Below are 26,196 nucleotides of genomic sequence, written 5' to 3' on the forward strand. Positions count from 1 at the left end.
GCCCGCCGGGGTCCGGCGCGCGTCAGCGGGCCGGGTACGGGCCGCCGAGCCCCCACGCCTGGTGCATCGCGTCGGCGAAGGCGGCGGCCAGTTTGTGCTCCCCGGTGGGGCCCGGGTGGGTGCCGTCGTAGGTGTCGGCCCCCAGGTCGTACGACTCGGGGATCGTGGCCAGCAGGAGCGGCGAGGCGGCGGTGTCCAGGTCGGCGACCGCCTTGGCGAGGAGCTCGTTGAAGCGGGCGCACTCGGCGGCGAAGGGGGCGTCGTACCCGGCGCGGACGTTGGGGATGACCGGCAGGAGCACGGCCCGCACCCGCGGGTTCGCGGCGCGGGCCGCCGCGACGAACGCCCGGACGTTCTCCTCCGTCTGGTCGCTGTTGGTGTAGAAGCCGAGGTCGATCAGGCCCAGCGAGATCAGCAGGACGTCCGCCCCCGTGGCCGCCACCGTCTCGCCGATCACCGGCGCCATGTGCAGCCAGCCCTCGCCCCAGCCGGCCAGATGGCGCCGGGCCGGGGCGGGGAAGCCGGGGTCGGCGTACGCCTCGGCGCCCTCGGGCGCGTCGGCCGCCTCGGGGTCGTACAGACCGGTCCGCGGACCCACGATCTCGTACCCGCCGGGGAGCGTGGCCTCCAGGTGCTGCCACATCCGGTGACGCCAGGTCCAGTCGCCGACGCGTCCGATGGTCATGCTGTCGCCGACGAACAGAAAACGCATGGTCATATCATCGCGGACCGTCTCCCGCGGCTGCGACGTGATCCGGAACACGGGCCCGGCGCCCCCGCCGCGCCCCGCCCTACGCCACGAACGCGCCGACCTTCTCCACGAACCACTCCGCGTCGTCGTGCCACGGGAAGTGCCCGGCGCCCGGCAGGACGGCGAGCTCGGCCTCCGGGAAGAGAGCGGCGTACGCGGCCGCCGTCGGGACCGGCGTGTTCGCGTCGCCCTCCCCGGCGACGACGAGGACCGGCCGCCCGAACGCGGCGAACACCGCGCGCGTGGCCGCCGGTTCGTACGCGCCCTCGGCGCCGTACACCGCCGCCCCCTCGGCGTTGCGCCGGCGGTCGCTCTCCGCGTGCCGCTCCCGCGCCGCCTCGTCCCAGGTGCCGTGGAAGAACGGCGCGACCGCCGCGAAGGCCGCCGCGGAACCCCGCCCCGCCGCGAGCTCCTCCAGAGCCGTGTACGCCTCCGCGAACCACGGCTCCTGCGTGCGCCAGGGCTGCCGCGCCGCCGCGAGCCGCTCCTCGCCGGTCGTGTCCAGACCGGCCGCCGCCGCGCCCGGCGTGACCAGCACCAGCCGGCCCACCCGCTCGGCGTGCCGGGTCACGTACAGCGCGGCCAGGTTCGCGCCCGCCGAGTGCCCCAGCACGTCGACCGTCTCCAGGCCCAGATGCGCGCGCAGCGCCTCCACGTCCTCGACGAGCCGGTCGCACCGGAACGAGGCCGGGTCGTCCGGCGCCGCGGAGTCCCCGGTGCCGCGCAGATCGAGCCGGACCAGCGGCCGGCGGGCGGCCAGCCCGCCGAGGTCGCCGAGATAGGCGGAGTCCTGGAGCGGACCGCCCGGCAGACAGAGCAGCGGCTCCCCGGAGCCGGAGCCGGAGAGGTGATAGGCGAGTTCCGTGCCGTCGGGCGCGGTGAAAGTGGGCATGCGCGCGACCCTGACAGGGCCTCCGCAGCAGGTCAACCCGGTTTCACGTCCCCGGGCACACACCACCGCCCGGCGTCCGCGCCCCCGCCGTGGCAGGCTGGTGACCATGCGATCTGCTCTGTGCGCCCTCGGTGCCGCGGCGGCCCTGGTGCTGCTCCCGGCCGGCCATGCCCGTGCCGAAGGGCAGGACCCCGACCGGGACTTCACGATCCAGGACGCCCGGATCAAGGAGTCCAGCGGCCTCGCCGCGAGCCGCTCCCACCCCGGGATCTACTGGACGCACAACGACCAGGACGCGCCCCTGATCTACGGCATCGACTCCCGCACGGGGGAGACCGTCGCGACCCTGACGATGAAGGGCGTCGGCACCCCCCGTGACATGGAGGCCATCGCCGTCGGCCCCGACGGCGACCTCTACGTCGGCGACATCGGCGACAACCTCGACGGCAGCTGGGACCACGTCTGGATCTACCGCTTCCCCGAGCCGAAGACCCTGAAGGACCAGACGGTCGAAGCCCGCCAGTACGTCGTGAAGTACGCCGACGGGCCGCGCAACGCCGAGGCCCTGATGGTCCACCCCCGGACCGGCCGGGTCTACATCGCGAGCAAGAACGAGGACGGCGGCGGCCTCTACGCGGGCCCCGAGCGCCTCTCCTCGTCCGGCACGAACGTCTTCCGGCGCGTCGACGAGGTCCCCTGGGTGACCGACGGCGCCTTCTCCCCCGACGGCGGACGGCTCGTCCTGCGCGGCTACTTCAGCGCCCGGGAGTACACCTGGAAGGACGGCCGCCTCGGCGACGACGGCACCTCCGTCGGCGCCCCCTTCCAGGGCCAGGCCGAGTCGGTGACGTACACGCCGGACGGCTCGGCCTTCATGTTCGGCTCCGAGGGCCGCAACAGCCGGGTGGTCCGCGTGGACCGCCCGGAGGCCGACCGCCCCTCCGGCACGCCGACGAAGGCGCCGGGCGGCTCCCCGCAGTCCCCCTCGGCCCCCGCGGCCCAGGGCGAGGGCGGCAACGCCACCCTCGGCTTCCTCGTCCTCGCCGGCGCCACCGTCCTCGTGGTCGGCGCCAAACGCCTGCTGCGCAAGGGCTGACCCCCCGTCCCCGACCGGCCTCACCGGGCGGGGACGCCGAAGGGCCCGGCATCGACGCGCTGCGATGCCGGGCCCTTCGTACCGCTCGTGCGGCGAGAGGTCAGAGCTTCTCGATGACGTAGTCGATGCAGGCCGTCAGCGCCCGCACGTCCGCCGGGTCGATCGCCGGGAACATCGCGACGCGCAGCTGGTTGCGGCCCAGCTTGCGGTACGGCTCGGTGTCGACGATCCCGTTGGCGCGCAGGACCTTGGCGACCGCCGCCGCGTCGATGTCGTCCGCGAAGTCGATCGTGCCGATGACCTGCGAGCGCTTGGCCGCGTCCGTGACGAACGCCGAGGCGTACTTGGACTCCTCGGCCCAGCCGTACAGCGCGTCCGAGGACTCCTTCGTCCGGGCGACCGCCCAGTCGAGGCCGCCCTGGCCGTTGATCCACTTCAGCTGCTCGTTGAGCAGGAAGAGGGTCGAGAGCGCCGGGGTGTTGTACGTCTGGTTCTTCAGCGAGTTGTCGATCGCCGTCGGCAGCGAGAAGAACTCGGGGATGTGTCGGCCGGAGGCGTGCACACGGGCGGCGCGCTCCAGGGCGGCCGGCGAGAACGCCGCGAGCCACAGACCGCCCTCGGCGGCGAAGGACTTCTGCGGGGCGAAGTAGTAGACGTCCGTCTCGGTGATGTCGACGGGCAGGCCGCCCGCACCCGAGGTCGCGTCGACCAGCACGAGCGCGCCCTCGTCGGCACCGGCGACCCGCTTGATCGGGGCGGCGACACCGGTGGAGGTCTCGTTGTGGGTGTACGCGTAGACGTCGACGCCCGCCTCGGCCACCGGCTCCGGGTGCGTGCCCGGGTCGGAGGAGATCACGGTCGGCTCGGCCAGCCACGGCGCCAGCTTGGCGGCCTTGGCGAACTTGGACGAGAACTCGCCGAAGGTGAGGTGCTGCGACTTGTTCTCGATGAGACCGTGCGTCGCGACGTCCCAGAAGGCGGTGGAGCCGCCGTTGCCCAGGATCACCTCGTAGCCCTCGGGCAGCGAGAAGAGGTCACTGATGCCGGAACGTACCTCGCCGACCAGGTTCTTGACCGGAGCCTGGCGGTGGGACGTGCCGAGGAGAGAGGTGCCGGTGGCGGCCAGGGCGTCCAGCGCCTCCGTACGCACCTTGGAGGGGCCCGCGCCGAAACGGCCGTCGGCGGGCTTGATGTCAGCGGGAATCTGGATATCAGCCACGAGGCGGAGAGTATCGGGTCGGGAAGGGGCCGGTCGCCCGATGTCCGCCGGATGAGACGAGGACTGGGACATCCTGGCCTTGTGGGAAGACACCAGGAACACGCGTCCGCACTCGCCGCCGACCTGCGCGCCGCCCTGGCCGGGGACGTCGACTTCTCCGTCACGGCGAGAGCCCTGACGACCATGGACGCCTCCAACTACCGCCGTGTGCCGGTCGGTACGGTCGCCCCGCGCGACGCCGACGACGTCGCGGCGGCCCTGGAGGTGTGCCGCGCGCACGGCGTCACCCCGGTGGTCGCGCGCGGCGCGGGGACCTCGATCGGAGGCCAGGCGACCGGCACCGGCGTCGTGCTCGACCTCACACGGCACATGGGCGGCGTCGTCTCCCTCGACCCCGGGGAGCGGACCGCCGTCGTCCGGCCCGGGCTCGTCCTCGGCCGGCTGAGGGAGGCGGCCCGGCCGTACGGGCTGACCTTCGGACCCGACCCCTCCACGCACAGCCGCTGCACCCTCGGCGGCATGATCGGCAACAACGCCTGCGGGGCGCACTCGGTCGCCTGGGGGACCACCGCGGACAACGTGCGCTCCCTCGAAGTGGTGACGTACCGGGGAGCGCGGCTGACGCTCGGCCGCGACGGACAGGGCGCCCCGCCCGGACTCCTCCCCCTCGTCGACCGCCACCTCTCCCTGCTCCGCACCGGCTACCCGGCCGGGCTCCCGCGCCGCATCTCCGGCTACGCCCTCGACGCGCTGCTCCCCGAGCGGGGCGTCGACGTGGCCCGCTCCTTCTGCGGCAGCGAGGGCACGCTCGGCGTGGTGACCGAGGCGACCCTGCGGCTGGTCCCGCTCCCCGCCGACCCCGTCCTCGTCGTCCTCGGATACGCCGACGAGAGCGCGGCCGCGGAGGCGGCGGCCGGCCTCCTGCCCCTGGGCCCGCTGACCGTCGAGGGCATGGCCGAGGACCTCGTGCGGGGCGCCACGGGCCTGCCCCGTGGCGGGGCGTGGCTGTTCGTCGAGGCCGACGGCCCGGACGCGGCGGCCGCCCTCGTCCGCGCGGCCGACGCCCTCGACAGCGCCGTGGTGCGCGACCCGGCCGGACAGCGGGCCCTGTGGCGGATCCGCGAGGACGCCGCCGGCACCGCGACCCGCATGCCCGGCGGCGGCGAGGCATGGCCCGGCTGGGAGGACTGCGCCGTACCGCCCGCCCGCCTCGGCGCGTACCTGCGCGCGTTCCGCGCCCTGCTCGCCGAGTTCGGTCTGCGCGGCGTCCCCTACGGCCACTTCGGCGACGGCTGCGTCCACGTCCGCATCGACTTCGACCTCCGGACCGACCGGGGCGTCCGCCACTTCCGCCGCTTCTCCGAGGCGATGGCCGACCTGGTCGTCGCCCACGGCGGCTCCCTCTCCGGCGAGCACGGCGACGGACAGGCCCGCGCCGAACTCCTCCCCCGGATGTACGGCGAGGAGCTCGTCGGCCTCTTCGGCGCCGTGAAGGACGTGTGGGATCCCGACGGGGGACTCAACCCGGGCATGCTCGTACGCCCCAGGCCGCTGGACTCCGGACTGCGCTTCGCGGGGCTTCCGGTGATCGTCCCGGATGCCGGCGACGGCTCCGGCGCGCACCTGGGGCAGGCGGCCGCGCGGTGTGTCGGCGTCGCCAAGTGCCGTGTCGCCGGGCCGAGTCAGGGCGCCGACGTCATGTGCCCCTCGTTCCGCGCCACCGGGGAGGAGCGGCACTCCACCCGGGGCCGGGCCCGGCTGCTGCACGAGATGGCGCTCGGCGAGGTCGTCACCGGCGGATGGCGCTCCGAGGAGGTCCGCGAGGCGCTCGACCTCTGCCTCTCCTGCAAGGGCTGCCGCAGCGACTGCCCGGTCGGCGTCGACATGGCCGCGTACAAGGCCGAGTTCCTCGACCGCCACTACGCGGGTCCCACCGGTGTCTGGCGCCGGCCGCGCTCCCACTGGACGATGGGCCGCCTCCCGGGGTGGCTCGCCCGCTTCGGTCGCGGACTCAACGCGGCCATGGCCCTGCCGTTCGCCGCCCGGATCGCCGGCGTCACCCCCGAGCGCGCCCTGCCCAGGGTGGCGGAGCAGTCCTTCGTCTCCTGGTTCGCGGACCGTGCCTCCACGCGCCCGCCCGACCTCACCCTCTGGCCCGACACCTTCACCGACCACCTCGCCCCCCACGTCGGCCGCTCCGCCGTCCGCGTCCTGGAGGACGCCGGCCTCGGCGTCCGGCTCCCCCCGGGCCGCGTCTGCTGCGGCCTCACCTACGTCTCCACCGGCCAACTCGCGGCGGCGCGGAAGGTGATGAGCCGGACGCTCGACGTCCTCTACGGGGCTGAAGGGGCTGTAGGGGTCGAAGGGGGTGGCGGGGTTGGCGAGGCTGGCGGGGTTGGCGGGATGGGCAAGGCCGGCGGGATGGGCAAGGCCAGCGGGGCCGGCGGGATGGGCGGCCCCGTCGTCGTCCTCGAACCGTCCTGCGCCGCGACCCTCCGCACCGACCTGCCCGAACTGCTCCCCGACGACCCGAGGGCGGCCCGTCTCGCCGCGTCCGTTGTCACCTTCGCCGAGGCCCTGGAGACCCTCGCCCCCGACTGGACGCCGCCCCGCCTCGACCGCCCGGTCACCGGCCAGACCCACTGCCACCAGCACGCCGTGCTCGGCGACGCCGCCGACCGACGCCTCCGCGACCGCGCGGGCCTCACCGGCGACCTTGTGGGCGGCTGCTGCGGTCTGGCCGGCAACTTCGGCTTCGAACCCGGCCACTACGACGTGTCGGTCGCCTGCGCCGAGGACCGGCTCCTCCCCGCGCTCGCGGACGCGGCCCCCGACGCCGCCGTCCTGGCGGACGGCTTCTCCTGCCGCACGCAGATCGGCGACCTGACCGACCACCGGGGCCGCCACCTCGCCGAGCTGCTGGCCGAGGCCATCGAGGAGGGGGCGAAGGAGGGCCCTGCGGGCAGACGGCGCTACTTTCCGGACACCCCCTAGGCTGCGGGGATGAGCACCGCACCCCCTCCCGCCTCCTGTTCCTGCTGCGGCGACGCCCTCGCCGACGAACGGCGGATCGACATCCGCTTCGGACTCCCCGACGCGGCCCTCGGGACGCCCGAGGAGGCGCGGCGCACGGCCGGCGCGGACGCGCTGCTCAAGGTGGACGGGGTCGGGTCCTTCGTCCGGTGCCTGCTGCCGCTGAAGCTCTCCGGGGACACCGAACTGGTCCTGGGGACCTGGCTGGAGGTCGACGAGGAGACGCTCCGGCGGACGGCATCCGTCTGGCACGACGAGGCCGCCTACCCCGGCCTCGTCGTGCGCGGCCGGCTCGCCAACGCGGTCGAGCCGTGGGGCGGGGAGGTCCTCGGCCTGGAGATGACGGCGCGGATCGCGGACCCGGGCGAACTGCCGTACCTCGTGGAGGGCCACGAGCCGACCGCGGTGGGGCTGCTCGGGGACGTCTGGGGCCGGGACCACGTCCTGGAGCGCTTCCCGACGCCGCTGCCCGTCGCCGTCCGCACCGACCTGGGCGACGGCTGGTCGGTGGAGCGCAGCGCGGGTCTCTCCGCACGCTTCGCCGACGGTGCCGACCAGTTCGCCGGTCCCGACCGCAGCGTCGCCGTCGCGCTCTTCCAGGACGACCGGGCCGGCCGCGCCGCCGAGGACTTCCTCGCCGCGCTCCTCGACGGCGCGCCCGAGGTCCCGGAGTCCCGGCGGCACACCGAGCACCTGCCGGGCGGCGGTGTGCGGCACGCCTTCTGGTGCACGCCGGAGGACACCGGCCGCGGACGGCACGAGCTCACCGCCTACGCCGTCGAGCCGGACGGGTCCGCCGCCGGGCTCTACTGCTCGCACGCGGAACCCGAGGCGCACACCTGGGCGGGTCACGTCTGGCGCTCCCTGCGACGGCACGAGGCCGCACCGGCGTCCGCCGGCTGACGGTCTCCGGCCGCGACGGCCCGCCCGCGCAACGGCCCGCCCGCACCACGGCCCGCCCGCGCCACGGGCCGACGGGTCGGGCGCGGCGTGGACGCTTCGACCGCTCTTCTCCCGACGGCGGTTCCGGATGCGCTCGCCGGGTGGGGCGGCCTCCCACGCCGCCGGACCGCGTGCGGGCTCAGTCGTCGCCGACGATCTCCCGGGCCATCGCGACCAGCGCGCCCGTCGCCGGGTGCGGGAAGGCGTCGCGCCAGGCCAGGACCACCGGCAGCGCGGGCGCGTCGACGAGGGGGCGGTAGGCGACCCCCGGGTGGGAGTGGAGCGCGGCGGTGGAGGCGGAGGAGACACCGATGCCGCGGCCCGCGGCGATCGCGGTGAGCCAGTCGTCGGTGTTGCCGACGGTCAGGGTCGCGGACGGCCGGACGGCGGGCGGCCAGAGCGCGAGCGTGGTCGCGCCCGAGACCGTGTTGAGGACGACGGTCTCGTGGGTCAGGTCGCCGAGGACGAGGCGGGCGCGGTCGGCGAGCGGGCTGTCGGCGGGCAGGGCGGCGACGCGCTCCTCCGTGGCGAGCTCCTCGGTGACCAGGCCCGGTGCGTCCACCGCGCCCCGGAGCAGGGCGGCGTCGACCTCGCCCCGGGCGAGTCCGGCCGTGCGGTCGTCGATGCGGAGGAGTTCGAGCGGCGTCTCGGGGTGTTCGCGCTGCCAGCGCCGGAGCAGGGGGGTGGTGTACGGCCCGAAGGCCGACCAGGCGTGTCCGAGACGGAGCGGGCGGTGCCGCAGCCTGGCCGGGTCGACGGCGGCCTCGAAGGCGGCGAGCGCTGCGGCGGCCCGGTCCTGGAAGGCGCGGCCCTCCGCCGTCAGGGCGAGGTGGTGGGTCGAGCGGTCGACGAGCCGGGCGCCGAGGTGGTGTTCGAGGGCGGCGAGGGTGCGGGAGACGGCGGGCTGGGTGAGGTGGAGCCGGGCAGCCGCCCTGGTCAGGCTGGATTCCTCGGCGATGGCGAGGAAGCAGCGGAGGTGACGCAGCTCGATGCTCATGCGTCCGGAGCATAACCGCAGCCCAATCGGCATTTCCGGTGCCGCGCGAAGACTTCTAGCGTGGTCGGTGACGGGGGAGGGGAAACAGGACGACAGCCTCGGGCGTAGTGCATTATCCTGAACTTAAGGTTCAGTTTCATGGACTGAATGATCGTGTGGGGCATCAGCGCCGGAAGCAGTGGCGGCGGGAGCAGGAGGAGTAACCGGTGGACAGTCCGGTCAAGGATGCGGCCGCCCTCGCGGCTCCGGCCGCCGCGGGTGCCCCGGCCGTCGGGCAGGCGGGGCCGGACGGCCTCGCGGCCGGAGCCGGTCCGAGCGGCGCCGGCGACACCGGGCCGCACCGCGCCGCCGTGGGCCGGAGGCTCGCGGGCCACCGTCTCGGGCCCGTCGCGCTCGTCGTCGCGGGCGGGCTCTCCGTCCAGTTCGGCTCCGCCGTCGCCGTGCTGCTCATGCCGCGCGCCGGCGCCCTCGGGGTCGTCACCCTGCGGCTCGTCCTCGCCGCCGCGGTGCTGCTGATCGTCTGCCGCCCCAAGGTCCGCGGCTACGGCCGCGCCGACTGGGGCACGGTCCTCGCCTTCGGCACCGCCATGGCGGGCATGAACATCCTCTTCTACCAGGCAGCGGACCGGATCCCGCTGGGCGCCGCCGTGACCCTGGAGGTCCTCGGCCCGCTGATCCTCTCGGTGGTCGCCTCGCGCCGGCTGGTGAACCTGCTCTGGGCCGGGCTCGCGCTCGGCGGCGTCGTCCTCCTCGGCGGCGGGGGCTTCGACCGCCTCGATCCGGTGGGAGCCGCCTTCGCGCTCGCCGCGGGCGCCATGTGGGCGACGTACATCGTCTTCAGCGCCCGCACCGGCCGACGCTTCCCGCAGGCCGACGGGCTCGCGCTCGCGATGGCGTTCGGCGCTGTCCTCAGCCTGCCCTTCGGCATCGTGGAGGCCGGCGACAAGCTGCTGGTCCCGTCGACGATCGGCCTCGGCCTCTGCGTCGCCCTGATGTCCTCCGTCCTGCCCTACACCCTCGAACTCCTCGCCCTCCGCCGGCTGCCCGCCCCCACCTTCGCCATCCTGATGAGCCTCGAACCGGCCATCGCCGCCACCGCCGGCTTCCTCATCCTCAGCCAGGCCCTCTCCCTCCTCGACGCCCTGGCCATCGCCCTCGTCATCGCCGCCAGCATGGGCGCCGTCCGCACCCAGACCCGCCGCCGCGACACGTAGGAGACCCGCCCTCCCCGCACCCCCGAAGCCCCGGCCCCACGGCCGGGGCTTCGCCGCCGCCGAGCCCGATCCCGAGCCCGATCCCGAGCCCGATCGAGGCTCGTACGGGAGTCCGCCGGCCACGGGTCCGCGGGCCACGGGTCCGCCGGCCACGGGTCCGCCGGCCACGGTGCTCGCGCCGGCTTCCGTCCGCGGCACCCGCCCTAGACTCCCCGCATGATCGCCACCCTGCAGTGCCTCGTGATCGACTGCCCCGCGCCCCGGGAACTCGCCGCGTTCTACCGGGCGGTGGTCGGCGGGGAGGTGGACCGGCCGGACCCCCGCTGGTCCCTCGGCGAGGGATGGTCGACGCTCCACCTCCCGGGCGGGTCGGTCCTGTGCTTCCAGGGCGTGGCGGACCACCGCCCGCCGACCTGGCCGGGTCCGGAGCGACCGCAGCAGTCCCATCTCGACTTCGGGGTCGCCGACCTGGACGCGGCGCAGGAGCGGGTCCTCGCGTGCGGCGCGCGCCTGCTCGACGACGGGGCGGGGACGCGGAGCTGGCGGGTGTACGCGGATCCTGCGGGTCATCCGTTCTGCCTGGTCAGGGAGTGACCCGATCCGGTCGACGGTTGGCCGTCAGGCGATTGAGCGGCCCGGCGGCCGGAGCCGATCATGGGGTGTCGCCCGCCGGGCGACGGAAAGGGGGGCCGGTCGTGGCTCTGGAGATGAGGGACCGGTGCGAGCGCTGCGGGACGGCGGAGCTGACGCCGGACGGGCCGGCGCGGATCTGCTCGTACGAGTGCAGCTACTGCGTGCCGTGCGCGGACGCGATGGAGGACGTCTGCCCCAACTGCGGAGGTGAACTCGTCCCGCGTCCGCGCCGGGCCGCCGCCTAGGCGGGGTGGTTTCCCCGCTGGTCGGACGAGGGGTGGGGGCGGGCGTCCATCAGGGTCCCTGATGATAGTTGATACCTTCGCGAAGGTTTTTATTTCATGGGTGCATGACCGCATCCACCAGCTCCACTCCGGAGCCGGCCCCTCGGCCGGCTCGTTCGGGGGCCTACCCGGACGGCAGGACCCCTCTCGCTGACGCCGTACTCGCAGTGGCCCGACGGGACATCGCCACGTTCCACGCGCTGCCGCTGTCGCACGGCCGGTCTATCCGCGACTCCCACATGCGGGAGACCTACGAGGCGCTGTTCGGCGTCGCGCAGCTCGCGGCCGACGTGTCCTACAGCGGCACGATGCTGGACTCCTTCTTCCGGCCGCGCGGTCCGCTCCGCGAGGCCCAGCGCCTCGCCGCCCGCAGCTTCGGCGCCGACGCGACCTTCTTCCTGTCGGCCGGCACCAGCACCGCCAACCGGGTCGCGCTCACCGCGCTGACGCAGCCCGGCTCCCGGGTGCTCGCGGACCGCTCCTGCCACCAGTCGGTGCACTTCGCCCTCAACGAGCTCGGCGTCGACGTCGCGTACGCCCCGATGCAGCGCTGCTGCGACGACTGCCCGCGGACCTACGCGGACCTGCCCCGGCTCCTGGAGATGTTCCGGGCCGCCGCCGTCGAGGGCCGGCCGTTCGACACCGTCGTCCTCTCCGCCGTCTCGTACGACGGGGTCCGCTACGACCTGCCGACCGTCCTCGCCGAACTGGCCGCCGTCCACCCCGGGGTGGCGGTCCTGGTCGACGAGGCATGGGGAGCGGCGCACCGCTTCCACCCCCGGCTGCGCCCGCTCACCGCGCTCCACGCCGTCGAGGCGCTGCGCGCCGCCGACCCCGGCCTCGCCATGAACGTCGCCGTCACCCACTCCGCGCACAAGTCGATGTCGGCCCTGCGCCAGGGCTCGTACCTGCACCTCATCGGTGACGGGGAGGCCCAGGAGCGGACCGCGCAGGCCCTGTTCCAGCACCACACCACCTCGCCGAGCTGGCCCGTCCTGGCCAGCCTCGACCTGGCCCGGCTCCAGGCCGAGACGGAGGGCGAGTCGCTCCTCGGCCGCTCGCTCGGTCTCGCCGGCACCCTGCGCGTCGAGCTCGCCACCGACCCGCGACTCTCCGCGTACCGCCCGCTGGGCCCCGACGGCCACCTCACCGACGCCGCCCAGCTCGTCAGCGACGACCCGACGCGGGTCCTCGTCGACATCAGCGCCCTCGGCATCACCGCGGCGGACTTCCGCCGGATGCTCTTCGACGAGTACGCCCTGTACGTGGCCCGCGAGAGCGGCGACGCCGTCCTCTTCCACATCCACATCGGCGTGGACGAGGCGACCCTGCTGCGGCTGCTCGACGCGCTGCGCACCATCCAGCGCACCTACCGGAGCGCCTCCGCGGCCCTGGCGGCGGGCACGTCCGAGCACTTCATCATCGCCTACCCGCCCGGCATCCCGATCACCGTGCCCGGCGAGAAGCTCTGCGAGCGGACCCTCAGCCAGATCGACTCCCTGCGCTCCAGCGGATGCGAGATCTACACGCTGCGGAACCCGACCGTGTCCGTCGGCGACCTGGCCGCCCATGCCGTCACCGGGCCTGTCACCGGGCCTGTCACCGGCCCCGTCACCGGGCCTGTCGCCGGGTCCGTGAGCGGGCCCCTGACCGGGGCGGTGAAGGGAGCCGTCATCGGCCCGGCGAAGGGGGCCGCGACCGGGCCGACGACCGGGTCCCTGGCCGGGTCCGTCACCGCCGAGCGGCTCGCCGGTGCCGCCGCGGCCGCCGGGGAGCGCCTCACCGCCGCCACCGCCACCGTCACCGTCACCGATCGGCGCGGCGCCACCGCCACCGAGCGCCTCGCCGGCACCGCCGCGGCCGTCTCCGCCGCCGGCACCACCGCGGCGACCGTCTCCGCCGCCGCCGCCACCGCGGCGACCGTCTCCGCCGCCGCCGCCACCGCCGTCGTCACCAGCTGACCGCCCGAACCCGAGGGAGAGCACTTCCATGATCAAGATCGCGGACATCCGCAAGCACGCCGCCCGCTGGCCGCAGCGCGTCGCCGTCGTCGACGGCGAGACCCGCATGACGTGGGCGAGCTTCGCCGACAAGGTCAGCCGGGTGGCCTGCGCCATCCAGGACCTGCTGCCCGATACCCGGCCCGCGCGTGCGGTGTTCCTCGCCGAGAACAGCTGGGAGCTGGTGGTCTCCATGGCCGCCGTCGGCTCGCTCGGCATCCCGTGCGTCGGACTCGACTACACGGCCGGCGCCGTCGCGACCCGCGCGGCCCTCGACCAGCTGGAGCCCACGGTCGTCATCACCTCCCGCGCCCACCGGGCGCTCGTCGAGGAGTGCGGCTGGCCGAACGGCCGGGACATACTCGACATATTCGTGGACAGTGAACCGGTGGGCCTCCCCGACGGGCAGACCGTGGCGGTGAGCTTCACCGACCTCCTCGTGTCGGCGCCCGGCGAACCGCAGCCGGTGGAGCAGCCGTTCGAGGCGTTCTCCTTCACCTCCGGCACCAGCGGCGTCCCGAAGATGGTCGTCCGGCGCACGTCCTTCGAGGCCCGCCGGTTCGCCGACCTGGTCGACCAGTACGCCTTCGACGAGGAGGACGTCCACCTCGTCACGGTGCCGCTCTACCACGCCTCCGGGCCCGGGTGGGCGCGCATCTTCCTCACGCTCGGCGGCACGGTCGTCCTCGGCCCGCACGACGACGCCGAGGAGCTGATCCGGATCATCCAGGAGGAGGGCGTCTCCACCACCCTGATGGTGCCGCCGGTCCTGGCCCGGGTCGTCGCCCACCCGAACTCGGAGCACCTGCACAAGACCTCGCGGCTGCACTTCGTCCTCTCCGGCGGGCGCCACCTCAACCGGTGGGTCGTCAACAACGCCTGGGACCGCCTCGGCCCGGTCCTCCACCTCTACTACGGGACCACCGAGACCGGCGTGAACGTCATGATCGGCCCCGAGGAGCTGCACGTGGCCCCGTGCCGTTCCGGCCGCCCCATGCCCGGCAACACCGTCGTCGTCCTCGACGCCGACAACAAGCCGCTGCCCAAGGGCAGCCGGGGCAGAGTGGCCATCGCCAGCTACCAGTTGATGGACAGTTACGCGACCAGCGAGCCCGACTTCATGACGCTCGACTACGGCGGCCGCACCCAGCGGTTCCTGCTCACCGGCGACAGCGGACTCGTCGACGAGGCGGGCCGTCTCGAACTCACCGGCCGCAACGACGGCGTGGCCAAGGCGGAGGCGGGCAAGCCGCTCGACGTCAACATATTCGGGCTGGAGGCGGACCTCATGGACCTGCCCTGCGTCCGGGAGACCGCCGTCCTGCGGACCAGCCTCCCCGGTGCGGGCGAGGTGCTCGTCGTCCCCTTCACCCCGGTCGCCCCGGAGCGCCAGGAGAGCGGCTACCGGGCGGTGAGCGCCGCCTGCGCCCGCCGCGTCCCCTGCCTCCCGGCGTACGTGGTCCCCGTCGACGCCATCCCGTACAGCCCGACCGGCAAGGTCCGGGCCGCCCAGCTCCTCGCCTCGGTGATGCCCCTCCTCGACATCCGGCCCACGGAGCCGGACGGGACGGACCCGGCGGGCGAGGGCACCGCGCGCGAGGCCCAGCCGGTCGGCGTCTGACCCCGCGGATCCTCCGCGGCCCGTCCGCGGAACCACCGTGGTTCCGCGGGGCGGCCGGGGCCCGCCCCCCTCCCGAGGCCCCGGCCGCACCTCCCCCTCCCCGCTCCACCCCTTCCCCCTCTCCTCCCGTTCCCTCCCCTCCCGGCCGGCTCAGGCCCGACAGGAAGAGTCATGAACAGTCAGAACACGTACATGCGAGGCGTCCTTCTCTGCCTCCTGGCCACGGTGTCCTGGGGCGCGATGTTCCCCCTCATGGACTCCACCCTGAAGCACATCGACCCCTTCACCTTCACCTGCATGCGGTACGCGATCGCCGGCGCGATGTTCCTCGTCTTCCTCCGGGTCCGCGAGGGCCGGGAGGGGCTGCGCCTGAAGGGCGAACGCATCGGCCTGGCCTGGCTGTTCGGCACGGCCGGCTTCGCGGGCTTCCAGTTCCTGGTCTTCTTCGGACAGGACCTCATCGGCGAGCGGGGCGCCCTCAACGCCTCGATCATGATGGCGACCATGCCGATGATGGGCTTCCTGGTGAACTGGGTGCTCAAGAAGGTCGTGCCCCCGAAGGTCTCGCTCGCCTTCATCGCGATGTCCTTCGTCGGCACGATCCTGGTCGTCTCCGACGGTGACATCGGCTCGCTGATCGCCTCCCCGAAGGAGGCCGGCGCCGACGCCCTGCTGCTCTTCGCCGCACTGTGCTGGGTGGTCTACACGTCGGGCGCGAGCTTCTTCCCGACCTGGTCCCCGATCAAGTACACGGCGATCACCACGGTCCTGGGCCTCGCCAGCGCCACCGTCATCACGGCGGTCATCCTGGCCGCCGGCGGCGTCCCGGTCCCGACGGCCGGTTCCGTGGGGTCGATCCTGCCCCAGCTCGCCTACATGAGCGTCGTCGCCGGCTTCGTCGGCGTCCTCGGCTGGAACTTCGGCAACCGCTACCTCGGCCCGCTCAACGGCGTCCTGTTCATGGACGTCGTGCCGATCACGGCCTTCGTCATCTCGGCCCTCACCGGTGTGGTCCCGGCGGGCGTACAGATCGTCGGCGCCTCGCTGACGGCGGCCGCGCTGGTCCTCAACAACCTCTACCTGCGGCGCGCGGCCGCCAGGGCCGCCGCGGCTCCCGCCCCCGCCGCGACTCCGGTCGCGGGCTCGGCCCCGGCTTCCGGTTCGGCTTCCGCTTCCGGTTCCGGTTCCGCCCAGGCTCCGGCGCCGGTCGGATCGGGCACCAGGTCCTGACCCCCGGTACGCACTCGGCGTGGCCTCCCACCTTCGTGGGGGGCCACGCCGTCTTCCGGACGTCCGCGTCTCCGGGGTCTGTTCACCGCGGCCACGCGGCCGATCAGGCGCGCAGGCCGTCGAGGAGGACGCTCCGCATCTCCGCGTACCGCTCGGTGAGGTCCTTGCGCCGGCTGAGCACGTCGGAGATGTGCTGCATGCCGAAGAAGGCGGAGACCATGACGCGGGCCGCCGCGCGGGGTTCCACTCCCTCGCGCAGTTCGCCGGCGTCCCGGGCCTCGGCGATGAGCCGGGAGAGGTAGTCCTCCCAGCCCACGTAGGGCTCGGGGAGTTCGGCGTCGATGAGGGCCCGCTCGATCTGGAGCCGGGCGCCGGCCTGGACGACGATGTCCCGGGCGAACGCCGCGGTGACGGTGTCGAGCACGGCGACGAGCGTGTCGAAGGGCTTCTCGTGGGTGCCCTCCGCGCCCTGGAGGATCCCGGGCCAGCGGGCGTAGTGCTCCTGGACGACCGCGACGGCGAGGGCCTCCTTGTTCGTGTAGTGGAAGTACACCGCGCCCTTGGTCATGGCCGCGCGTTCGGCCACGTCCTGGAGGGTGACCGTCGCGTAGCCGCGCTCCGCGAAGAGCTCGGCCGCCGACTGGAGGATGTGCACCTTCGTGCGCCGGGCGCGCTCTTGCTTCGGTTCGCTCCGGGGTGTCGCCATGCCTGTCCGCCTCTCTCGTTCCTATGCCTTGCAATATACATTCTCGAAGGTATATTTCTTGCTGTCGGGGGACGGACCAAATCCCCCTTCGCCACGATGATTCACCTTGAGGGGGAAAAGGATGTCCATCGGTGTGCTCCAGACCGTGCCGCCTTTCGGGTCGATCGACCCGATGGAGGCACTCGGTCCCCTGGAATCCCTGGAGTCTCTCGTACGGGAGGCCAAGGAGGGGCTCAGCTTCGACCGCACCATCTCCCGCCGCCTCGTCCACCGCGCCTCGGTGACGGAGGTCTTCCTCACCGACTCGGTCGTCGCCGGTGCGGACCGGTTCCTGGTCGGCGCCCAACTGCCCCGCAACCACGCCCTGTACCGCCCGGAGGAGAGCGGACGGTGCGACTTCATGCTGCTCGTCGAGACGGTGCGGCAGGCCGGCATCTTCCTGAGCCACCGCTACCACGACGTACCGCTCGGCCATCACTTCATCTTCAAGGCGCTGTCGCTGCACATCGTCGACCCGGCCGCACTCCGGGTCGGCAGCGGTCCGCTCGCGGTGGCCCTGGACGTGAAGGTCGTGACACCGGCGGGCACGCGCACCTCGCGCCGGTTCGACGCCCGTTTCGACATGGTGATCGAGGTCGGGGGCCGCGAGTGCGCCCGTGCCTCCGCCGGGGTCGTCGTCATCGACGGGGTCCGCTACGGCCGGCTGCGGCAGCGCGGGCGCGTCGCCGAGGCGACGGCGGCGGGCAGACCGGAGGCGGCGGCCGGAAGCAGACCGGAGGCGGCGGCCGGCGGCAGACCGGGGGCCGACCGTCGCACCGGGCCGAGCGGGCAGAAGGGTCAGGGCGATCAGACAGGCCAGATCGACCAGGGGGGTCAGGGGGGTCAGGTCGGCCAGGGGGGTTGCTCCGAGGTCCGGTTCGGGAAGCAGGCGGGCCGGGATCGCGCAGGGACGCGGAGCGGTGCCGGATCGCGGGACGTCCTGCGCCCCGGACCGGATTCCGGCCCGACGACCCGGCCGGACGGGACGGGGGAGTGGCGGCTGCACGTCGACCCCACGCACCCCGGCTACTTCGAGCACCCCTCGGACCACGTGCCCGGGATGCTCCTTCTGGAGTCCTTCCGGCAGGCCGCCGAGCTGGTGACCGGCGAGGGGGGCGTACTGAGCTCCATGGAGGCCGAGTTCGCCGTCTTCGGCGAGCTGGCCGAGCCGGTGAAGGTCCATGCCGCGCGGACCGAGGGCGGCCGGATACGGCTGTCGGCCACCCAGCGCGGACGGCTCCTCGCCACGGCCGGGGCCCGCTGCGCGTGACGGCGCCGCGACACGTTCAGGGCATGTACGGACGAGCGTTCAGAGGAAGAGGCAGAAGAATGGAACTCCAGCACTTACGGGCCTTCCGCGAAGTGGCCCGAGAGCTCAGCTTCACCCGCGCGGCGCACAACCTGCACTACTCCCAGCCCGCGGTGACCGCCCAGATCAAGGGCCTGGAAGAGGACATGGGGGCGTCGCTCTTCCAACGACGCGGCAACCGTTCCGTGGAGTTGACGCCGGCCGGGGCGCGTCTGCGTCCGCTCGCGGAGCAGATCCTCGACCTGGTCGAGACGGCGCAGTACGAGATCGCCTGCCCGGCGACCGGGCGCACGAAGCCCGGCCCGACCGGCGGCGAACGGCGCGTCGGCTCCCTCACCGGAGGCGTCCGGCTCGGGGAGAGAGGGGGGCGGGCATGAGCATCGCCGTCACCCGGGCCGCGTTCTTCGACGTGGACGAGACCCTGATCACCTGCAAGAGCATGGCCTGCGTCCTCGCCCGGTTCTGGGGGCGCGGGGAGGCTGCCGCCCGCCGGCTCGCCGCGGCGCGCTCCTCACTTCAGGCGCAGCTCCGCGACGGCGTGCCCCGTGAGCAGGTGAACCGTTCCTTCTTCCGCTTCCTCGCCGGCAGCCGCCTCGACGAACTGGAGGCGTGCGGGCGGGAGTGGTACGAGAAGGCCCGCGCGGGCGGACTCGTCCACACCCCTGTGTACGACGCGCTGCGACGCCACGCCCACGCCGGCGACCTGATCGTCCTCGTCTCCGGGGCCTTCTCCGCCTGCCTGGACCCGCTGGCCCGCGAGGTCGGCGCGGACCTCGTCGTCTGCACCGTGCCCGAGGTGACCTCGGAGGGCGTCCTGACCGGCCGGCTGAACGGCCCGCCCATGATCGGCGAGGCCAAGGCCCAGGCCGCGCGCGGGATCATGACGGCCTTCGACCTGGATCCCGCGGACTGCTTCGCCTACGCCGACGACGACAGCGACCTGCCCCTCCTCCGTGCGGTCGGCCACCCGGTCCTCGTCGGCGACGGACCGGTCTCCGCCCCGCTCGTCGAGACGGCCGCCTGGTCCTGGCTTCCCGGCCCCGCCCCCGCTCCCTCCGCCCGGCCCGTCCGGTCCACGGCCGTCCGATCGGCCGCCCGACCGCGGAGCACGCAGAGCACGCAGAGTGCGTCGAGTGCGTCGAGCACGCCGAACGCGTCCCGCACGCCGAGCGGTTCGACGGCGTCGAGCACATCGGGCGTGGCGAGCGCGCCGGGCCGCCCCTGCTCCCCGGGCGTCCCTGGCGTCCCGGGTACGGAGCTCGCGCCCGACTCCCCGAGCGGTCCCGGTGCCCCCGGCGCCCCCGGCGTCCCCCGCGCCCTCGCGTCGCAGGCGGCCTGAGGCTCCCCGCCGCCCCCCACATACTTGCTCGGCCGGCTCCCGAAGCCCCGCCGCCACGGTGGCTCCGTCGGGCCACGGACGTCTCGCCCCACCGCGTTCCCCGCACGCGTCGATCCCTCGGCGTCGGCCGCACCGAGGACGTCGCCCGCGACATCGTGGCCCCCATGTCGACCGCGTGCTTCGACCCGTCACGTCGACCGCGCGCTTCGGCCCACCTCGTCGACCGGCCGCGAGCCGTGGGCCCGGTGACCGAACTCCCCTTCCGGAGAACCCGGTTCAGGAGCGATCACCGCCGTCCCCCCGGCACTGGGGATCCCGGCCCGGAGACCCCGGCAGGGATCCCCGCCCGAAACACCGAAACACCGAAACACCGAAGCCCCGAGCCCGTGACCCGGAGACCCCGTGCCACGGCGACCCCGTGGCGCGGCGCCGCGCGTGACCCGGAGACCCCGGACCCGCGGCCGGAAGCCCGCCCGGCCCGCCGCACCTCCCGGCCCGCCGGTCCCGATCGACGTGCCGCGCCTGCCCGACGCGCCGTACCCGCCCGATCCGCCGGACCCGTCCGGCCTGCTCCCGGCCTACCCCGCCCCGGCGCCCGCTCCCGTCCCCGGACCCGATCCGGAGAGGGAGGGTTCCAGGAGGTCCCAGACCTCGGTGACGAGGGCGGCGGGGTCGGCCGTGTCGGTGGCCGTCACGACGGCGGGGGCGCCGACGAGGAGGGCGACGGCGAGCCGGGCGAGGAGTTCGGGGGGGTGGGAGGTGGTGACGGAGCCGTCCTGCCGGCCCCTGCGGACGAGGAGGGCCACGACGCCGCAGAGGTTGGCGAGGTGGACGGGGGTGGTGCCCTCGGCGCGGGCGGCGTCCAGGACCAGGCGCAGGCCGGCGGCGAAGGGGAGGTCCTCGTGCACGCGGCGGGCGAGGCCGAGGAGCAGGGTGCGCAGGGTCGGCAGGGCCGCGCCGGTCTCCTCCGCCTCGCGGACGGCGGCGGCCAGGGTGTCGGCCCAGGCGGACTCGAAGGAGCGGGTCAGCTCGCCGGCGAGGTCGGCCTTGGACGAGAAGTGTCCGTAGAGGGCTCCCTTGGTCAGCCCGGTGCGGGCCGTGATGTCGGCGAGGTTCGTCCCCGCGAAACCGTGCAGGGCGAACTCGGCGGCTGCCGCGCCGAGCACCAGGTCATAGGTCATGCGGGCCCTGTCCTGTTGCCTCACCGAGCGTCCACCTTCCGTTTGCCGTCCACCTGTCCGCCTCTTTCATGACGGGTTCTCAGAAAATACCTTCCAGACCGAATCTTTTTCTACTCGCATCAGCACCGCCACTCAAGGAGTACGCGTCATGACAGTCGTCGAGACCTCCGCAGCCGGGGCCCCTCGTGTCGGAAGCCCCGATCCCCTCGCCGCCGGACACCTCTACGCCGCCGCCGCGCGGCACGCCGAGGAGTCGGAGCGTGCCGGCCGGCTCCACCCCGAGGTCGTCGCGGCGATGACCGCCGCGGGTCTGACCCGGCACTTCGTGCCCCGGGCGTGGGGCGGCGCCGCCGGGACCTTCGCCGCCGTGGTCGACGCGACCTCCGGGGTGGGCGCGGCCTGCACGTCGGCCGCCTGGTGCGGCGTGCTGTTCGCCGCCCATGCCCGCCTCGCCGCGCACCTCCCGGTCGAGGGGCAGCGGGAGCTGTGGGGCGACTCGCCCGACACGCGGATCGCGGCGGCGGTCGTGCCGCCGGCGGGCCGGCTCGCCCGGGTGCCCGGCGGCTGGACCCTGACGGGGGAGTGGGCCTTCGCGAGCGGCGTGGAGCACGCCGAGTGGGTCCTGCTCGCCTCCCTGGACCACGGCGACCCCGAGGCCCCCGCCTACCGGGTCCTCGCGGTGCCGCGCGAGCACGTCCTGATCCGGGAGACCTGGGACGCGGTGGGCCTGCGGGCCTCGGGCAGCCACAGCGTCTCGGTCGACGGGGTGTTCGTGCCGGAGCACCGCACCTTCCTGCGGGAGACCCTGCTCACCGGGGTCCGCGACGCGGACGCGGCGCCCTGCCACCGGGTGCCGTACCAGCTGGTCGCCGCGCTCCTCTTCGCCGCGCCGGCGCTCGGTGCGGCCCGTGGCGCGCTGGAGGCGTGGACGGTCCTGGTGGGGCTGCGCCGCCTTCCCGACGGGACCCCGCTGACGGAGGATCCGGCGGTGCAGCAGACCCTGGCCCGCTGCTCGGCCGAGATCGACGCGGCGCGCCTGATGCTGGAGACCGCCGCCGCGCGCGCCGACCACCCGGCCGGGGGGCTGATGGACGCCGCCCTGAACCAGCGCGACGCCGCCGTCGCCGTCGACCTCCTCGCCGGCGCGGTGGAGCGGCTGATGCGCACCGGCGGCGCCCGCGGCCTCATCGCCGGCGGCGGCCTGGAGCGCGCGTGGCGCGACATCCACGCGGTCGCCGCCCATGCCGCCCTCCAGCCCGCCCCGGCTGCCGCCGCCTACGCGGCGACCGTCTTCCCCTCCCACCGCTGACCCCGCGCCGTGCCGCGCCTCCGGGCCGGGGCGTGGCCGGGCAGGGGGGGCGTGGCCGGGCAGGGGGGGTGCGGCCGGGCGGGGCGCGTGGCCGGGCGGGGCGTGGCCGGGCGGGGCGCGGGGCCGGCCCCGTGGGGGCGGGTGCCGCCGCCCCGGGGAAAGTAAAGCAAGCACGCTTGATTGTTTCTGGCGTCGCTGCCATGCTCCTCGCGAAGGCCCGTGAACGCCCGTCCCCGAGGGGAGCGCACCGTGTCCGACCCCGTCGTCGTCCTCGACGACCTGCGCGACGAGAGTGAAGAACTCGACGCGCTGGTAGCCGAGTTGACCGAGGAGCAGTGGGGTGTGCCGACCCCCGCGCCCGGCTGGACGATCGCCCACCAGATCGCGCACCTGGCCTGGACCGACCGCGCGGCCCTCCTCGCCGCGACCGACGCGGAGGCGTTCGCCGCCGAGACCGCGAAGGCGCTCGCCGCGCCCGACCTGTTCGTCGACGAGGGTGCGGAGGAGGGCACGAAGCTGCCGCCCGCGGAGCTGCTCGCCCACTGGCGGGAGGGCCGGGAGCTCCTCCGGGCGGCCCTGGGCGCGGTCGCACCCGGCGCCCGGTTCCCCTGGTACGGGCCGCCCATGAGCGCGCCCGCGATGGCCACGGCCCGCCTGATGGAGACCTGGGCGCACGGCCAGGACGTCGCCGACGCCCTCGGGGCCGTCCGGGCGCCCACCGCCCGGCTCCGGCACGTCGCCTGGATCGGCGTCCGGGCCCGCGACTACGCCTATCTGGTCCGGGGCGTCCCGGCGCCCGCCGGGCCGTTCCGGGTCGAACTGACCGCACCCGACGGAACGTCGTGGGAGTACGGCCCCGAGGACGCGGCGCAGCGGGTCACCGGCCCCGCCCTCGACTTCTGCCTCCTCGTCACCCAGCGCGTCCACCGCACCGACACCGCCCTGGTCGCGGACGGGCCCGACGCCGAGCGGTGGCTGGACATCGCCCAGGCGTTCGCGGGACCGGCCGGCGGCGGCCGCGCCCCCCGGGAGGCGTGAGGGTGCTCCGCATCGGCAACGCCTCCGGCTTCTACGGCGACCGGTTCGACGCGGTCCGCGAGATGCTCACAGGCGGCGAACTCGACGTGCTCACCGGCGACTACCTCGCCGAACTGACCATGCTGATCCTCGGCCGCGACCAGCTGAAGGACCCGGCGGCCGGATACGCCAGGACCTTCCTCCGGCAGATGGAGGAGGGGCTCGGCCTCGCCCACGAACGGGGCGTGCGGATCGTCGCCAACGCCGGCGGCCTGAACCCGGCCGGACTCGCCGACGCGCTCCGCGCGCTCGCCGCGAAGCTCGGCCTGCCGACCCGCGTCGCCCACGTCGAGGGCGACCGGCTCACCCCGGCGGACGGCGCGCTGACGTCGAACGCCTACCTCGGCGGCGCCGGGATCGCCGCCTGCCTCGCCGCCGGGGCCGACGTCGTCGTCACCGGCCGGGTCACCGACGCCGCCCTCGTCACCGGGCCCGCGCAGTGGCGGTTCGGCTGGGGCCCGGAGGAGTACGACAAGCTGGCGGGGGCCGTCGTCGCCGGGCACGTCCTGGAGTGCGGCACCCAGGCCACCGGCGGCAACTACGCCTTCTTCACGGAGCTCGGCCCCGGGGCCCTGCGCCGCCCCGGCTTCCCCGTCGCGGAGATCCACGCCGACGGCTCGTCCGTCGTCACCAAGCACCCCGGCACCGGCGGCCTCGTCGACATCGGCACGGTCACCGCCCAGCTCCTCTACGAGACCGCCGGCGCCCGCTACGCCGGCCCCGACGCGACCGCCCGGCTCGACACCGTGCGGCTCACCCGCGAGGGGCCCGACCGGGTCAGGATCGACGGCGTACGGGGAGAGGCGCCGCCGCCGACGCTCAAGGTCGGCCGCAGCCGGCTCGGCGGCTTCCGCAACGAGGTCGTCTTCGTCCTCACCGGCCTCGACGTCGAGGCCAAGGCGCGGCTGGTGCGCGACCAGATCGAGGACGCGCTGACCGGCTCCCGGCCGGCCTCCGTGCGGTGGGAGCTCTCCCGCACCGACCGGCCCGACGCCCCCACCGAGGAGACCGCGAGCGCCCTGCTCCGGCTCGTCGTGCGCGATCCCGCGCCCGAGCCCGTCGGCCGCGCCCTCACCGGCGCCGCCATCGAACTCGCCCTCGCCAGCTACCCCGGCTTCCACGTGACGGCCCCGCCCGGCAAGGGCGCCCCCTACGGCGTCTTCGAGGCCGCGTACGTGCCCGCCTCCGAGGTCCCGCACACCGCGGTCCTGCCCGACGGGACCCGCCGGGACGTCCCCGCCCCGGAGCGGACCCTCGACCTGGCACCCGTACCCGACCCGCCGCTCCCGCCGCCGCTCCCGGAAGGTCCCGTGCGGCGGGCGCCCCTCGGCCGGATCGCCGGGGCCCGCAGCGGCGACAAGGGCGGCGACGCCAACGTCGGCGTCTGGGTCCGCACGGAGGAGGAGTGGCGGTGGCTCGCCCACACCCTCACCGTCGAGAGGTTCCGCGCCCTCCTGCCGGAGACCGCGGGGTCGGCCGTGACCCGGCACGTCCTGCCGAACCTGAAGGCCCTCAACTTCACCGTCGCCGGGATCCTCGGCGAGGGCGTGGCCTCCCAGGCCCGCTTCGACCCCCAGGCCAAGGCGCTCGGCGAGTGGCTCCGCTCCCGCGAACTCGACGTACCGGAGGAACTGTTGACCGCCGTACCGGAGAACCGCCCGCCCGGCGACCCCGCCGCGGCCGCCGCACCGGAGAGCCCGACGGAGGGACCCCAGTGACCGTCCTCGCCTCCGCCCTCGACACCGGCGGACCCGACTACGCGGCCCACCGCGCCGCGATGCTCGACAAGCTGACCGTCCTGGAGGCCGAGCACGCCAAGGCCCTCGCGGGCGGCGGCGAGAAGTACACGGCCCGGCACCGCGGACGCGGCAAGATGCTCGCCCGCGAGCGGATCGAGCTGCTCCTCGACCCCGACACCCCGTTCCTGGAGCTGTCGCCGCTCGCCGCCTGGGGCAGCGACTACACCGTGGGCGCCTCGCTGATCACCGGCATCGGGACCGTCGAGGGCGTCGAGTGCCTCATCACCGCCAACGACCCGACCGTGCGCGGCGGCGCCTCCAACCCGTGGACCCTGAAGAAGGCCCTGCGGGCGAACGAGATCGCGTACGCCAACCGGCTGCCCGTCGTCTCCCTCGTCGAGTCGGGCGGCGCCGACCTGCCCTCGCAGAAGGAGATCTTCATCCCCGGCGGGGCGCTCTTCCGGGACCTCACCCGCCTCTCCGCCGCCGGCATCCCGACCGTCGCGGTCGTCTTCGGCAACTCGACGGCCGGCGGCGCCTACGTCCCCGGCATGTCCGACCACACCGTGATGATCAAGGAGCGGTCGAAGGTCTTCCTCGGCGGTCCGCCGCTGGTGAAGATGGCGACGGGGGAGGAGAGCGACGACGAGTCCCTCGGCGGCGCCGCCATGCACGCCCGCACCTCCGGTCTCGCCGACCACTACGCCGTCGACGAGGCCGACGCCCTGCGCCAGGCCCGCCGGATCGTGGCCCGCCTCAACCACCGCAAGGCGCACCCGGATCCGCTGCCCGCCGCGCCGCCGAAGTACGACGAGGAGGAGCTCCTCGGCATCGTCCCCGGCGACCTCAAGACCCCCTTCGACCCGCGCGAGGTGATCGCCCGGATCGTCGACGGCTCCGACTTCGACGAGTTCAAGCCGCTGTACGGGCCCTCGCTCGTGACGGGCTGGGCGAGCCTCCACGGCCACCCCGTCGGCATCCTCGCCAATGCGCAGGGCGTCCTCTTCTCCGCCGAGTCGCAGAAGGCCGCCCAGTTCATCCAGCTCGCGAACCAGCGCGACATCCCGCTGGTCTTCCTCCACAACACCACCGGCTACATGGTCGGCAAGGAGTACGAGCAGGGCGGCATCATCAAGCACGGCGCGATGATGATCAACGCGGTCTCCAACTCCCGCGTCCCCCACCTGTCCGTCCTGATGGGCGCGAGCTACGGCGCCGGCCACTACGGCATGTGCGGCCGGGCCTACGACCCCCGGTTCCTCTTCGCCTGGCCCAGCGCCAAGTCCGCCGTCATGGGCCCCCAGCAGCTCGCCGGCGTCCTGTCCATCGTCGCCCGCGCCTCCGCCGCCGCGAAGGGCCGGCCGTACGACGACGAGGCCGACGCCGGGCTCCGCGCCCTCGTCGAGGCGCAGATCGAGTCCGAGTCGCTGCCGATGTTCCTCTCCGGCCGCCTCTACGACGACGGGGTCATCGACCCCCGCGACACCCGCACGGTCCTCGGGCTGTGCCTCTCCGCGATCCACACGGCACCGGTCGAGGGCGCCCGCGGCGGCTTCGGCGTCTTCCGAATGTGAGGGCTCATCAG

Annotated in this window: 22 protein-coding genes; 16 read left to right on the forward strand and 6 right to left on the reverse strand. The window is 74.5% G+C overall.

Annotated elements, in window-relative coordinates; genetic code table 11:
- Nucleotides 1-22: 22 nt before the first annotated feature.
- Together AB0424_RS11455 and AB0424_RS11460 are read right to left on the reverse strand one after the other, a co-directional pair.
- A complete protein-coding gene (locus AB0424_RS11455) occupies nucleotides 23-712 on the reverse strand; it encodes a GDSL-type esterase/lipase family protein (RefSeq protein WP_366304227.1) in 690 nt (229 codons plus the stop codon).
- Nucleotides 713-791: 79 nt separating this feature from the next.
- Nucleotides 792-1,643 (reverse strand): alpha/beta hydrolase, encoded by an 852-nt coding sequence (locus AB0424_RS11460; RefSeq protein ID WP_366304229.1) that lies wholly within the window; start codon nucleotides 1,641-1,643, stop codon nucleotides 792-794.
- 106 nt (nucleotides 1,644-1,749) lie between these two features.
- Between AB0424_RS11460 and AB0424_RS11465 the strand changes: the two genes are divergently transcribed.
- A complete protein-coding gene (locus AB0424_RS11465; RefSeq protein ID WP_366304231.1) occupies nucleotides 1,750-2,739 on the forward strand; it encodes a WD40 repeat domain-containing protein in 990 nt (329 codons plus the stop codon).
- A 100-nt stretch (nucleotides 2,740-2,839) separates the two neighbouring features.
- Here AB0424_RS11465 and serC read toward each other — a convergent pair whose 3' ends face one another.
- A complete protein-coding gene (gene serC, locus AB0424_RS11470) occupies nucleotides 2,840-3,958 on the reverse strand; it encodes a phosphoserine transaminase (protein WP_366304233.1) in 1,119 nt (372 codons plus the stop codon).
- A 51-nt stretch (nucleotides 3,959-4,009) separates the two neighbouring features.
- On the opposite strand from serC, the gene AB0424_RS11475 reads away from it, so the two are divergent.
- Together AB0424_RS11475 and AB0424_RS11480 are read left to right on the forward strand one after the other, a co-directional pair.
- Complete coding sequence (locus AB0424_RS11475) at nucleotides 4,010-6,952, forward strand: FAD-binding and (Fe-S)-binding domain-containing protein (protein WP_366304235.1); 2,943 nt, start codon at nucleotides 4,010-4,012, stop codon at nucleotides 6,950-6,952.
- Nucleotides 6,953-6,961: 9 nt separating this feature from the next.
- The gene (locus tag AB0424_RS11480; protein WP_366304237.1) at nucleotides 6,962-7,894 is read left to right on the forward strand and encodes a DUF2199 domain-containing protein; all 933 of its coding nucleotides are present in this window, start codon (nucleotides 6,962-6,964) and stop codon (nucleotides 7,892-7,894) included.
- Between the two features lie 178 nt (nucleotides 7,895-8,072).
- Here AB0424_RS11480 and AB0424_RS11485 read toward each other — a convergent pair whose 3' ends face one another.
- The gene (locus AB0424_RS11485) at nucleotides 8,073-8,930 is read right to left on the reverse strand and encodes a LysR family transcriptional regulator (protein ID WP_366304239.1); all 858 of its coding nucleotides are present in this window, start codon (nucleotides 8,928-8,930) and stop codon (nucleotides 8,073-8,075) included.
- A 350-nt stretch (nucleotides 8,931-9,280) separates the two neighbouring features.
- On the opposite strand from AB0424_RS11485, the gene AB0424_RS11490 reads away from it, so the two are divergent.
- From AB0424_RS11490 to AB0424_RS11515, 6 genes are all read left to right on the forward strand, one after another.
- Nucleotides 9,281-10,144 (forward strand): EamA family transporter, encoded by an 864-nt coding sequence (locus AB0424_RS11490; protein WP_366304766.1) that lies wholly within the window; start codon nucleotides 9,281-9,283, stop codon nucleotides 10,142-10,144.
- A 216-nt stretch (nucleotides 10,145-10,360) separates the two neighbouring features.
- Entirely contained in the window at nucleotides 10,361-10,738 is a 378-nt protein-coding gene (locus AB0424_RS11495; protein ID WP_366304240.1) for a VOC family protein, read from the forward strand.
- Between the two features lie 101 nt (nucleotides 10,739-10,839).
- The gene (locus AB0424_RS11500) at nucleotides 10,840-11,022 is read left to right on the forward strand and encodes a DUF1272 domain-containing protein (protein ID WP_366304242.1); all 183 of its coding nucleotides are present in this window, start codon (nucleotides 10,840-10,842) and stop codon (nucleotides 11,020-11,022) included.
- Nucleotides 11,023-11,126: 104 nt separating this feature from the next.
- The gene (locus AB0424_RS11505; protein WP_366304244.1) at nucleotides 11,127-13,022 is read left to right on the forward strand and encodes an arginine decarboxylase; all 1,896 of its coding nucleotides are present in this window, start codon (nucleotides 11,127-11,129) and stop codon (nucleotides 13,020-13,022) included.
- A gap of 28 nt (nucleotides 13,023-13,050) precedes the next feature.
- A complete protein-coding gene (locus AB0424_RS11510; protein WP_366304246.1) occupies nucleotides 13,051-14,682 on the forward strand; it encodes a class I adenylate-forming enzyme family protein in 1,632 nt (543 codons plus the stop codon).
- A 171-nt stretch (nucleotides 14,683-14,853) separates the two neighbouring features.
- Nucleotides 14,854-15,912, forward strand: coding sequence for a DMT family transporter (locus AB0424_RS11515; protein WP_366304247.1), 1,059 nt, complete (start codon nucleotides 14,854-14,856; stop codon nucleotides 15,910-15,912).
- 103 nt (nucleotides 15,913-16,015) lie between these two features.
- Here AB0424_RS11515 and AB0424_RS11520 read toward each other — a convergent pair whose 3' ends face one another.
- Entirely contained in the window at nucleotides 16,016-16,618 is a 603-nt protein-coding gene (locus tag AB0424_RS11520) for a ScbR family autoregulator-binding transcription factor (protein ID WP_366304249.1), read from the reverse strand.
- Nucleotides 16,619-16,739: 121 nt separating this feature from the next.
- Between AB0424_RS11520 and AB0424_RS11525 the strand changes: the two genes are divergently transcribed.
- Genes AB0424_RS11525 through AB0424_RS11535 form a run of 3 tightly spaced genes read left to right on the forward strand, consistent with a single transcriptional unit; the run spans nucleotide 16,740 to nucleotide 19,305 of the window.
- Nucleotides 16,740-17,927: an AfsA-related hotdog domain-containing protein gene (locus tag AB0424_RS11525; RefSeq protein ID WP_366304251.1), complete on the forward strand. Its 1,188-nt coding sequence runs from the start codon at nucleotides 16,740-16,742 to the stop codon at nucleotides 17,925-17,927.
- Nucleotides 17,928-17,986: 59 nt separating this feature from the next.
- The gene (locus tag AB0424_RS11530; RefSeq protein ID WP_366304253.1) at nucleotides 17,987-18,343 is read left to right on the forward strand and encodes a LysR family transcriptional regulator; all 357 of its coding nucleotides are present in this window, start codon (nucleotides 17,987-17,989) and stop codon (nucleotides 18,341-18,343) included.
- Complete coding sequence (locus AB0424_RS11535) at nucleotides 18,340-19,305, forward strand: HAD family hydrolase (protein WP_366304255.1); 966 nt, start codon at nucleotides 18,340-18,342, stop codon at nucleotides 19,303-19,305. Before AB0424_RS11530 ends, AB0424_RS11535 begins: the two co-directional genes overlap by 4 nt.
- A gap of 578 nt (nucleotides 19,306-19,883) precedes the next feature.
- Here AB0424_RS11535 and AB0424_RS11540 read toward each other — a convergent pair.
- Nucleotides 19,884-20,486, reverse strand: coding sequence for a helix-turn-helix domain-containing protein (locus tag AB0424_RS11540; protein ID WP_366304257.1), 603 nt, complete (start codon nucleotides 20,484-20,486; stop codon nucleotides 19,884-19,886).
- 148 nt (nucleotides 20,487-20,634) lie between these two features.
- Here AB0424_RS11540 and AB0424_RS11545 point away from each other — a divergent pair, with 148 nt between their 5' ends.
- From AB0424_RS11545 to AB0424_RS11560, 4 genes are all read left to right on the forward strand, one after another.
- On the forward strand, nucleotides 20,635-21,795 hold the full coding sequence (locus tag AB0424_RS11545) for an acyl-CoA dehydrogenase family protein (RefSeq protein ID WP_366304259.1): 1,161 nt from the start codon (nucleotides 20,635-20,637) through the stop codon (nucleotides 21,793-21,795).
- Between the two features lie 249 nt (nucleotides 21,796-22,044).
- Nucleotides 22,045-22,833: a TIGR03084 family metal-binding protein gene (locus tag AB0424_RS11550; protein ID WP_366304261.1), complete on the forward strand. Its 789-nt coding sequence runs from the start codon at nucleotides 22,045-22,047 to the stop codon at nucleotides 22,831-22,833.
- Nucleotides 22,830-24,590: an acyclic terpene utilization AtuA family protein gene (locus AB0424_RS11555; RefSeq protein ID WP_366304263.1), complete on the forward strand. Its 1,761-nt coding sequence runs from the start codon at nucleotides 22,830-22,832 to the stop codon at nucleotides 24,588-24,590. The genes AB0424_RS11550 and AB0424_RS11555 overlap by 4 nt, the downstream gene beginning before the upstream one ends.
- Nucleotides 24,587-26,185, forward strand: coding sequence for a carboxyl transferase domain-containing protein (locus tag AB0424_RS11560; protein ID WP_366304265.1), 1,599 nt, complete (start codon nucleotides 24,587-24,589; stop codon nucleotides 26,183-26,185). Before AB0424_RS11555 ends, AB0424_RS11560 begins: the two co-directional genes overlap by 4 nt.
- The last annotated feature ends 11 nt before the right edge of the window (nucleotides 26,186-26,196 follow it).

The organism is Streptomyces sp. NPDC051180 (assembly GCF_040689545.1).
GTDB lineage: Bacteria > Actinomycetota > Actinomycetes > Streptomycetales > Streptomycetaceae > Streptomyces.